Origin of the sequence: Escherichia sp. MOD1-EC7011 (assembly GCF_002965005.1) — a bacterium.
Taxonomy (GTDB): Bacteria; Pseudomonadota; Gammaproteobacteria; order Enterobacterales; family Enterobacteriaceae; genus Escherichia; species Escherichia ruysiae.
On record NZ_PTRD01000072.1, the window covers coordinates 1 to 538 of the forward strand.

Genomic DNA, 538 nt, shown 5'->3' on the forward strand with positions numbered 1-538 from the left:
AAACATCACCAGTTTCGCAATCTATGTAGGAACCAGCTACCAGCGTGTTGCTTGTGCCGTCATCGTTAACGAAAGATATTCTGGGTCTTAACGTTATAATACCTTCTCCATTTATCTTCTTAACCCTACAGGACAAAGTAACAGATTCATTTGCAGCAACATCAATAACCCTACTGTATCCAGTAGATATTATCGTCGCCCTTTCAGTAGTTGATGTTTCCTTTACATCGAACAAACCATATTTAAAACCATATTCATCAACCGATGTGGTTATTTCTATATTCTTGCCGTCATAATTCCATAATGAAGGATTGTTACTATTAGTAAATGTATTTGTCCTCTGACCTTCAATTAATAAACCTTCCTTTTCAAAGCGCGGCTCGTTAATTTCTGCAAAAGCAAATGAACCTGATTTGTTTATATACGTTGCAGAAGTGGAGCGAGTGAAAGATACAACCTTCTCTGATGGAAAAGTAATAACATCATCACCGATAGTTACTTTTTTATAACCAGGAGCGAAACCAGTAATCATTTCCAG

General features: G+C 36.8%; 1 pseudogene. It reads right to left on the reverse strand.

Annotation, left to right across the window (positions count from 1 at the left end):
• Positions 1–538, reverse strand: a pseudogene (locus A7098_RS23360) (phage tail protein); the annotation flags it as partial.